Source organism: Pseudomonas sp. (genome assembly GCF_032058845.1).
GTDB lineage: Bacteria > Pseudomonadota > Gammaproteobacteria > Pseudomonadales > Pseudomonadaceae > Aquipseudomonas.
This window is the reverse complement of sequence record NZ_DAMCCR010000045.1, coordinates 21528-31538: the sequence shown is the minus strand read 5'-3', so window position 1 is coordinate 31538 and position 10011 is coordinate 21528. Positions and strand designations below refer to the sequence as shown.

9 protein-coding genes, 1 tRNA gene and 1 pseudogene are annotated in these 10011 nt (G+C 61.1%); 1 reads left to right on the top strand and 10 read right to left on the bottom strand.

What is annotated here, in order from left to right:
• Positions 1-32 precede the first annotated feature (32 nt).
• From RT028_RS20320 to RT028_RS10790, 8 genes and pseudogenes are all read right to left on the bottom strand, one after another.
• Positions 33-404, bottom strand: coding sequence for a Hachiman antiphage defense system protein HamA (locus RT028_RS20320; protein ID WP_409567231.1), 372 nt, complete (start codon positions 402-404; stop codon positions 33-35).
• A gap of 443 nt (positions 405-847) precedes the next feature.
• A pseudogene (locus RT028_RS10820) lies at positions 848-2649 on the bottom strand (tyrosine-type recombinase/integrase).
• 221 nt (positions 2650-2870) lie between these two features.
• Positions 2871-2946: transfer RNA gene (locus RT028_RS10815), tRNA-Gly, on the bottom strand.
• A gap of 63 nt (positions 2947-3009) precedes the next feature.
• Positions 3010-3570, bottom strand: coding sequence for a CDP-diacylglycerol--glycerol-3-phosphate 3-phosphatidyltransferase (gene pgsA, locus RT028_RS10810; RefSeq protein WP_312934792.1), 561 nt, complete (start codon positions 3568-3570; stop codon positions 3010-3012).
• 33 nt (positions 3571-3603) lie between these two features.
• Complete coding sequence (uvrC, locus tag RT028_RS10805; RefSeq protein WP_312934789.1) at positions 3604-5427, bottom strand: excinuclease ABC subunit UvrC; 1824 nt, start codon at positions 5425-5427, stop codon at positions 3604-3606.
• Positions 5428-5442: 15 nt separating this feature from the next.
• Positions 5443-6081, bottom strand: coding sequence for a UvrY/SirA/GacA family response regulator transcription factor (gene uvrY, locus RT028_RS10800; protein WP_312934788.1), 639 nt, complete (start codon positions 6079-6081; stop codon positions 5443-5445).
• Positions 6082-6216: 135 nt separating this feature from the next.
• Positions 6217-6534, bottom strand: coding sequence for a helix-turn-helix transcriptional regulator (locus RT028_RS10795; protein WP_312934793.1), 318 nt, complete (start codon positions 6532-6534; stop codon positions 6217-6219).
• A gap of 154 nt (positions 6535-6688) precedes the next feature.
• On the bottom strand, positions 6689-7156 hold the full coding sequence (locus RT028_RS10790; protein WP_312934786.1) for a GNAT family N-acetyltransferase: 468 nt from the start codon (positions 7154-7156) through the stop codon (positions 6689-6691).
• Positions 7157-7451: 295 nt separating this feature from the next.
• Between RT028_RS10790 and RT028_RS10785 the strand changes: the two genes are divergently transcribed.
• The gene (locus RT028_RS10785) at positions 7452-8231 is read left to right on the top strand and encodes a TSUP family transporter (protein ID WP_312934785.1); all 780 of its coding nucleotides are present in this window, start codon (positions 7452-7454) and stop codon (positions 8229-8231) included.
• Here the strand turns inward: RT028_RS10785 and nudC are convergent.
• Both nudC and RT028_RS10775 read right to left on the bottom strand, forming a co-directional pair.
• The gene (gene nudC, locus RT028_RS10780; protein WP_312934784.1) at positions 8199-9029 is read right to left on the bottom strand and encodes an NAD(+) diphosphatase; all 831 of its coding nucleotides are present in this window, start codon (positions 9027-9029) and stop codon (positions 8199-8201) included. The two genes, RT028_RS10785 and nudC, sit on opposite strands and share 33 nt — an antisense overlap.
• Positions 9030-9192: 163 nt before the next feature.
• Positions 9193-10005 carry a crotonase/enoyl-CoA hydratase family protein gene (locus RT028_RS10775; protein ID WP_312934783.1) on the bottom strand — a complete coding sequence of 271 codons (813 nt, stop codon included), beginning with the start codon at positions 10003-10005 and terminating at the stop codon, positions 9193-9195.
• Positions 10006-10011 lie beyond the last annotated feature (6 nt).

Genomic DNA, 10011 nt, shown 5'->3' with positions numbered 1-10011 from the left:
TCATGCTGGAAGCCTAGTCTAAAATATGAGGGTTACTTGCGAAACACCATACTAGTGTAATTGCCTAACTCCATAAGTCTGGCGGAGATGAAAGACAGAGCGTGAGACGACGGTAGACCACCATCTTTGTCCAGACCGTTCCGCGCTTCCTGAAGTGTCTGAGCGCGCAGGGCACAGCGGCTCTTTGCTTCCGTCTTTAGGAAGCAAAGGCGCTGAGTACCTGGGTCGAACTTGAACCCGATGACATCGTCACCCCGCATCGCCATGTTGCGATGATCCTTCCAACGTAGCCGCTTGATAGGGGTGCTATAACCAGAATGAGCATCAATCCATTCAGTTGCGTAAATCTCGCCGAGATCGCCAGATCGGATTTGCGGCGTCTGCGGGAGCAGATCGGCAATCATCCTCGCAGCGGCGACTTACCCAACCTTGCCAGCGCGCCGGCAATGCGCTCCTCTGCTGCATAGTGGGAAGGAACAGCGGCAGCTATTGTCTGTACTCCTGTCCCGGCATCTGCTGGTCTTCCAGTCATGACTCGCAGGTGATGATTGCCTACCGGCGTATCCGCCGAGTCACACCAATCATTAAACTGAATCATCGTCCGTCCTTAGCTTGGAAGCTGATCACAAACATCAACACGCCGAAGATCATGCCGGTTTCTGTACACCTGCGCACCCTCTGTACAAAGCCAATGTAGCCATAAGCTGGTCCTAGCGCCTTATTTAGCAATTCCGTGTAGGATCTGCTAAACAACTTTTCTGACAGCCCGACAAAACGAACGGCCGCATGGGTCGAAAGCTACCATTCGCGACAGACCACTTTTCAACCCAATGCGTGATGTTCGCGCCTAGCGCAGGGAAACCAGAAGGTTCACTAGCTCTTCATAGTTATCAATCGTAACAGCATCGCACGGAGCATTTCCGCGCAGCTTTCCATGAGGGTTGCTCAGCATACGGTAGGCATCCCAGGCTCCTATTGCAGGCAGTGCTTCGAATACCGCAAGCACCAGCTTGAGCTTCAATGGATCAAGCTGCCAATCCGGAATACGCTGTCCCCGATTACCAAGACTGACTGAGAGCAACCTCCGAGCCTTGATATCCCGATTTAGCTGATCCCGAGACTTGCCAGCCAACCGAGCAAATGTGGGGAGTGGAAGATTACCTGGCGCTTCAAATGCGGCAAGCATCTCAGCGCGCTCTTTTTGGATGTCAGAGACTTCGCGGCCGCCAATCTCGGCCCGCGACTCGACAGCCGACAGCCTATACGATTTAGCAACATACCGCGCCGCTTCCGGCTCAGGTTGTGAGATTACATTGTGCAGTGGGACTACAAACTGTGTGGCGTCTAGCCGCGCCGGAAGGGATCCCGTGCCTTCCAGGCGTATCGTTAGGGGTGCACTTGCTGCCTGTACATGCCCTTGCGCGCAGAGATCCAGTCGATTCGCCCAGTCCTGCATCATTGCCCTGCACTGCTCAACGTACTCGGCGTGGTTGTAGGAAGCGCTGACTTTGTCGGGGTCGGCGTGTGAAAGCTGTGCGTCAACCCATACTTTCGGGTAGCCGATCTCGTTGAGGGCCGTTGAGATGGTAGCTCGCATGCCGTGCCCAGTGAGCCTGTCAGCAAAGCCCATGCGCCGCAGCGCACTGTTCAGAGTGTTCTCGCTGATGCGTTTGCTCAAGTCGCTTCGATGGGCAAGCAAATGCCGCTGCGCGGGCACTACCCGATCAAGGAGCAGACGCACCACTTCGATTGCCTGGACTGACAGCGGAACGATGTATGGAGGCACCTTGGAGGCGCTGCTACGGCTCTTGCGCATCTTAAGCTGCAGCTGCTGACCACCTCTGGTGGAATGACCCACAGCCGACGTTCCAAGTCGAATTGATCAGGCGTCGCCAGGCGCAACTCACCGGTACGCACACCAGTAAGTAGCAGCAACCAGATCCCCAAAAGGGTCTGCTGACCGCCGTGATAAGAAGGGAGCTTACTTAGAAGCTGTGGCAACTCGGCTATACGCAGGAAAGGATTGTGCTCCACCGGAGGCTTCGGCATCGCCACAACGTCCAGATCGGCCGCAGGGTTGTGCTCAAGGCCGGGGATGCGCACCAGCGCATAGCGAAATAATTGATTGAGCCAGGTCCGGCACTTTTCCGCCGTGGTAAATGCACCGCGAGACTCGATACGATCCAAGATCGACATGAGCATATGTCGGGTGATGTCATGGATGGAGCGATCACCGATGTGGGGAAGAATATCTTTGGCGAAGATGCGTAGCATCTGCGACAGCGTGCTCTGCCGCCCCTCTTTGAGACTCAAGCGGCGGAAGGCGATCCACTGATTGAACACGGCCTCGAAGGCATGATCGCTGGAGAGGCGAACTGCAAGGCGCTGTTGCTTGCGCTGCTCGCTTGGATTCGTGCCTTGAGCTATCAATGCTCGAGCTTCATCCCGCTTGGTGCGCGCATCCCGCAGCCCGAGCTGAGGATAACTACCGAACGACATGCGCTTCTGCTTGCCAGCCCAGTAGTAACGGAAATGCCAGACCTTTCCACCTTGCGCGGTGATATGAAGAATCAGGCCATCGCTGTCAGCAAGCGTATAGTCCTTGCCGGTGACACGGGCGTGCCGAATCGCCATCTCCGAGAGTGCCATAGTGACCTCCTGAACCTGTCAGAGGCCAAATGCTCGTCTCGTGCTCCACCAAGCTCTACCGGAAAAGCGAATTGGGGCATTTCCAATTCTGGCCTCAAATCTGGCCTCAAAATGCCCGGATACTACCGGTTTTTGGTGGTTCTCGCTGGAACAAAAAAAGGGCCATAAGGCCCTTTTTTCAACGACTTACAGACTTCCGTGGAACTCTGCAGATCTATAACTGGAGCGGGAAACGAGACTCGAACTCGCGACCCCGACCTTGGCAAGGTCGTGCTCTACCAACTGAGCTATTCCCGCGTCGTGATGGGGGCCATTCTAACGCAATACCAAATGGCGTCAAGCCCTTGATTCAAAAAACCTTTATTTCTGCTCGGCGCCGTCGCGCAAGTGCGGCCAGGCGGCGATCAGGTAATGCACCATCGATACCAGCGTGAGGCCAGCGGAGACGAGCAGCAAGCCATACCCCAGTATCACCCAGAAGCCCACGATCGGCGGATTGCCCAACAGGATGACCAACGCCAGCATTTGCGCTGCGGTTTTCCACTTGCCCCAGTTGGACACCGCAACATGCGCACGTGCACCGATCTCGGCCATCCATTCACGCAGCGCCGAGACCACGATCTCGCGACAGATGATGATGGCCGCCGGCAGCGTCAGCCAGAAGTTGGCATGCACTTGCACCAGCAAGACCAGCGCCACTGCCACCATGAGCTTGTCTGCCACCGGATCGAGAAACGCACCGAAAGGTGTGCTCTGTTGCAGGCGGCGCGCCAGGTAGCCGTCGAGCCAGTCAGTCGCTGCGGCGATCGCGAATACCGTACTTGCTGCCATGTAGCTCCAATGGAACGGCATGTAGAACAGCAGGATGAAGATCGGGATGAGCAGAACCCGTAGAACGGTGAGCAGGTTTGGAATATTCATCGGTACGACTGGCTGCGAGTTGAACCCGGCATTCTACTCGCTATGCAGGCTGGCATAAATCGACTCGGCAAGCTTTTTGCTGATACCAGGAGCCTTGGCAATCTCATCGACGCTGGCACGATTGAGTTCCTGCAAGCCTCCGAAGTGCTTGAGCAGGTCGCGCCGGCGCTTGGGCCCGACGCCTGCGACATCTTCCAGGCTCGACGTGCGCCGCGCTTTGCCCCGCCGTGCCCGGTGACCGGTAATGGCGAAGCGGTGGGCCTCGTCGCGGATCTGCTGGATCAGGTGCAGGGCCGCGGAATCACCCTTGAGGGTGAATTCATGCGCGGCATCGTTGAGGTACAGCGTCTCGAAACCTGCCTTGCGGGTGACACCCTTGGCCACACCGAGCAAGGTCAGCTCGCTGAACCCAAGCTCCTGCATCACCTCGCGGGCCATGTTCAATTGCCCCTTGCCCCCATCGACCAGGAGCACATCCGGCAGTTTGCCCTCGCCGTCCTTGATCCGCCCGTAGCGTCGGGCCAGGGCCTGCTGCATGGCGGCGTAGTCATCGCCTGCGGTGACGCCTTCGATGTTGAAGCGCCGGTAATCGGACTTGATCGGCCCTTCCGGCCCGAACACCACGCACGACGCCACGGTGGCCTCGCCACTGGAGTGGCTGATGTCATAGCACTCCAGGCGCTGCGGCGTTTCATCAAGCTCCAGGACCTGGGCCAGCGCTTCGAAGCGCGCGGCCATGTGCTGGCGGTTGGCCAAGCGGGCATTGAGGGCCTGCTCGGCGTTGGTCACGGCCATCTGCTGCCAGCGCGCGCGGGTGCCACGCACCCGCTGGGTGATGTCCAGCTCGCGGCCGCGCAAGGTCTGCAAGGCCTCGATGATGGTCTCGAAGTCTTCATGCACCACGTTGACGATCAGCTCACGGGGCAGCTCGCGTTCGGCGTTGGCCACGTAGTACTGCGACAGAAACGCGGCCATGACTTCGGCCACCTCCTCCTCGATGCCCACCTGGGGAAAGAAGTTCTTGCTGCCCAGCACGCGCCCACCGCGCACGCTGATCAGGTGTACGCACGCGCCGCCCGGGTTGGTAAACGCCGCGATGATGTCGACATCACCCGAGCCACCTTCCATGTGCTGCTGGTCCTGCACCCTGCGCAACAAACCGATCTGGTCGCGCAGCTCGGCTGCCTTCTCGAAGTTCAGGGCCATGGCGGCCTGTTCCATCTCGGCATTGAGCTCATTGCCCAGTTGCTGGCTGCGGCCTTCGAGGAACATCACCGAGTGGCGCACGTCCTCGGCATATTCTTCCTTGCTCACCAGCTCCGTGCACGGGCCCTTGCAGCGCTTGATCTGGTACTGCAGGCACGGCCGGGTACGGTTGGCGTAATAGCTGTCTTCACACTGGCGCACCGAGAAGGCTTTCTGCAGCAGGCTGAGGCTTTCGCGAATGGCACCGGCGCTGGGGTACGGCCCAAAGTAGCGGCCCTTGGCCTTTTTCGCACCGCGATGGATACCCAGCCGCGGAAATGCGCCGTCAGACAGAAATACGTACGGGTAGGATTTGTCGTCACGCAGCAGGATGTTGTAGGGCGGGCGCCACTCTTTGATCAGGTTCTGCTCAAGCAGCAGCGCCTCGGTCTCGTTACCGGTAATGGTGGTTTCGACCTGGGCAATGCGCGCCACCAGCGCCGCGGTCTTGGTGGCCAGGCCGGTCTTGCGGAAATAACTGGCCAGACGCTTCTTGAGGTTCTTGGCCTTGCCCACATAGAGCAGCCGCGACTCGGCGTCGAACATACGGTACACGCCCGGACGACCACTGCAGGTCGCCAGGAACGCGCTGGCATCAAAGGTGTGGGACATGGGCTACTTCTAGAGCTAGAGACTTGCGTCGACCATTCCGTGGCGGACGGCCAACAGTGTCAGTTCGACGTCGCTGGTCACGGAAAGTTTTTCAAAGATGCGGTAACGGTAGGTATTCACCGTCTTGGGCGACAGGCAGAGCTTATCGGAAATGATCTGCACCTTCTGACAGCCGACGATCATCAGGGCGATCTGGATCTCGCGCTCGGACAGGCTGTCGAAGGGCGAACCTTGCGGCTGGAACGATTTCAACGCCAGTTGCTGGGCGATCTGCGGGCTGATGTAGCGCTGCCCGGTGAAGGCCAGGCGAATGGCATGCACCATTTCATCGAGCGCTGCGCCCTTGGTCAGGTAGCCGGAGGCCCCGGCTTGCAGCAGGCGCGTGGGAAACGGGTCGTCCTCGCAGACGGTAACCGCGACCACTTTGGTGTCGGGGTGGCTGCGCAGGAGTTTGCGCGTGGCTTCCAGGCCGCCGATGCCGGGCATCTTCACGTCCATCAGGACGACATCCGGTTTCAGCTCGCGGGCCAGCTTGAGGGCCGCCTCACCCGAGTCCGCTTCACCCACGACGTGCAGGCCCTCGATGTCGCTGAGCATGCGGGTGATTCCCGTGCGTACCAGATCGTGATCGTCGACCACCAGGACCCTAATCAAGCAGACACCTCGTCAGTGGGGCGATGTTGTAGGCGCCACCTTAACAAAAATTTACAGCTGTAACATACCGCAACAGCCCTCCTCGCAGTGTCTGGGGGGCAGATTCCATCCGGCCTCCGACAGCATGTGTCGGCCTCAACTGGCCAACCGATGCAGCACGTGCCAGAGCGCCGCGCGATCTTCGTCCGGCAGGCGCCGAAACGCAGCCAGCAGTCGGTCCTCGTCGCCGCTCAGGCTGTCCAGCGGCATGGGCGTGGGCAGGCCGGTGAGCACATACAGCGGATCTACACCCTGGGCAGCTACAGCCGCCAGGTAGTCCAGGCGCGGGGTACGGTCGCCGTTTTCGTACTTGCCTTGAGCGTTGGGCTCGACCCCACCAATGTCACCGAATACCCGTTGGGTCAGCCCGAGGCGTTCCCGCTCTTCCCGCAGTCGTGTGCCGAATCCTGTCATCTCGCTCTCTTCCTTGTTTGCGTTGGTAATCAAGGATGTATCCCACATCCAAAGATGAAGACTCTTGCAACCAAGGCACTATGCCGATTGGCTCGGAGGCAGGCAAGCAGTAGCTGGCGACGGGCCAGCTCCGTGCAACGTCTGCCAGACCGCCCTACACCTCCAGCATGGGAACGCTGCATTGCATGCGCAGGAAGCAGCCATCCTGCCCTACCTCTTCGAAGCCGGCCCTCAGGTACAGGTGCCTGGCCGGGTTGCTGCTGAAGACCATCAGCCTCAGCAGCGGCAGACGCCGCTGGTGCGCCCAGCCCTTGAGCGCGTCGAGCACCCACGCGCCTACGCCCTGCTGGCGGTAGGCCGGCAACAGGTGCAACTCACGGATGAACAAGGCCTGGCGGTCCTGGCTGAGGCTGCAATAGCCCAGGGTCTGCGCTGCGGCCATGACCCGCCACTGCTCGCGCCAGGCCCAGGCCTGATCGAACGCCTCGTCCACCCACAGCAGGCCGAACTGCTGGTAGTAGGGCAACATGGCGCGGCGGGTCAGATCGCGGGCGAGCGGCAAATGTTCAGCGTCAGCGGGCGACAGGTGCAGGGTCGAGAGATCGAGTGGAGGCGTGCTCATCGGCACTGCCTCGGTCGCGCTGTGCAATGCAGGCCACTGACCGCCCACTGGACGACATCTGACGGCAGCTTCATGGACGGCCTCCCGGCTTTTGTGAAAGGTCCAGCCTACGAGGCGTGGAGCAGATCGTCCAACACTGCGGCACGTGGCACTGAGGAGGGGGTGCGGCTTGCGTCCGGCCCGCACCGGCCGAGACCAGCGCCCATGGCACTGGAAGCCCTGCACTGCAGGCTTTACCATGCAGTCTTTCGCTTGCGCGACGTCTTGTCGCGCCCTGCCTTGTAAGAATGAGCCGATGCCTTTCGAACTGTCCGTAGAACCCCTCACGCTGCTGATTCTTGCCGTGGTCGCCTTCGTCGCCGGTTTCATCGACGCCATTGCCGGTGGCGGCGGCTTGCTGACCACGCCGGCACTGCTCACAGCGGGCATGCCGCCACACCTGGTACTGGGCACCAACAAGCTCAGTTCCACCTTCGGTTCGGCCACGGCCAGCCTCACCTATTACCGACGCAAGCTGTTCCACCCGGCGCAATGGCGCCGGGGATTGATCGGCACGCTGGTCGGCGCCCTGGCAGGCGCAGTGGTCGCACATTATCTACCGGCCGAGTGGCTGAACAAGATGCTCCCGGTGGTGGTGTTCGCCTGCGGTCTGTACCTGCTGTTCGGCGGCACGCCCAAGGCGCCGCTGGATGCCGACGCACCGATCAAGAAAACCTGGCAGGCCCCGCAGGGCTTCACGCTGGGCTTCTACGACGGCGTCGCCGGCCCCGGGACCGGTGCGTTCTGGACGGTCAGCACGCTGCTGCTCTACCCCATCGACCTGGTCCGTGCCAGCGGTGTGGCGCGGAGCATGAACTTTGTCAGCAACATTGCGGCGCTGACCGTGTTCATGCTCTCTGGCCAGGTCGATTACCTGGTTGGCCTGGTCATGGGCCTGTCGGTGATGGTGGGCGCGTACTTCGGCGCACGCACGGCGATCAAGGGCGGCAACAAGTTCATCCGCCCGGTGTTCATCGCCGTCGTGCTGGCGCTGACGGTACGTCTAGCCTGGCAGCACTGGTTCGGCCAGGCCTAGGCGCCGGGCGACATACAGGTCGATCAGGTGCCGGGCGATCGACCGGCTGGCGGGCAGCGGCGGCAGGTCGTGGACGCTGAACCACTGCGCGTCCTCGATCTCGTCGGCCTGCATGACGATCTCCCCGCCCGCATATTCGGCATGAAACCCCAGCATCATCGAGTGCGGAAACGGCCAGCACTGGCTGCCAACGTACTGGATGTTGCGCACCTGCAGCGCCACTTCCTCGAACACCTCCCGCTCCAGGCACTGCTCGGCAGACTCCCCCGGCTCGGCGAAGCCTGCCAGTGTGCTGTACACCCCCGTGACGAACCGCGGCGAGCGAGCCAGCAGAACCTCATCACCGCGCGTGATCAACACGATCATGCTCGGTGAGATGCGCGGATAGTTGCGCAGGTTGCAGGCGGGGCAATGCATGGCGCGCTCCCAGCGAATCTGCGTCGTCGGCTGACCGCAGCTGCCGCAGAAACGGTGCTCGCGCGCCCAGGTGCCGATCTGCGCGGCGTAACCCAGAACGCGGTAGATCTGTGCATCACCTTCCAGCATGAACTGGCGCAGGCCACGCCACTCGTGGCCTGGCAGCTCCACAGCTGCACCCATCTCGTAAAGAAACACCGGCTGACCGTCAAGGTAGCCGATGCCGTGTTCTGCCAACACGTCTAAGGCCTGGCGGATCAGCCACTGGCGCGGGAAGAGCACGCCATGGGCGTCGGCCAGAAAACCTTCAGGGCTGTGCACGACGGCCAGGCCGCCTGGGGTCTGGGGGTCGATGACTGCAGTGGTCCAGCTGACTGACATGGCAATTTCCTTAAAGCGTGCGTCCATTGACGCGGGCACGAGCGGCGTGGGTTCACATCGGCGGCAGGCGGCGTTAGCGCGAAGCGCTGGCGGCAGGCCAAAACGCCTCGCTAACGCGTGTTCAAGGCAGACCGGCAAACCCTGCTTTCAACTCGGACAACGTCTAGTCCGCGAAAGTCGGCGTCTTTTTACTGAGGTGCGCCGCCATGGCGATGCGCAGGTCTTCGGACTGCAGCATGGCAGCGTTCCACGTGGCGACGTAGTCGAGCCCATCGTCGATGCGGTGATCGCGCATGTAGCTGAGCATGGCCTTCGTGCCCGTGACGGCGAGCGGGGATTTGCCAGCGATCTGGTGGGCAATGGCCAGCACAGCGTCGAGCAAGGCGTGCGGTTCGGCGTACACCTGGTTGACCAGGCCAATGCGCTGCGCCTCAGCGGCGTCGACCCAGCGCCCGGTGTAGGCCAGCTCACGCAGCAGGCCGTCACTGATGATGCGTGGCAGGCGCTGCAAGGTGCCCACGTCCGCTGCCATGCCCATGTCGACTTCCTTGATGGCGAACTGCGCATCGCTGCTGCAATAGCGCATGTCACACGCCGATACCAGGTCGATGGCGCCGCCAATGCAATAGCCGTGGATCGCCGCGAGCACAGGCTTGCGGCACTGATCCACGGCGTTGAACGACGCTTGCATGCGCACGATGGTGCGACGCAGCTGGCGGGCATTGCGGCCCACGTCGTTGCCGAGCTCGCTTGCCACCGAGGCCAGCAGCGCCAGGTCGATGCCGGCCGAGAAATGCTTGCCCGCACCGCTGATGATCACGGCGCGTACCGCATCGGTGTCGTCGATCCACTGGAAAATGTCGACGATCTCGCTCCAGAACGCCGCATTCATGGCGTTGGCCTTGTCTGGCCGATTGATCTGCACGTGGGCGATGTGATCGGTCAGCTCGACCTTGAAAGCGCTGTATTCGGTCACCGGCGG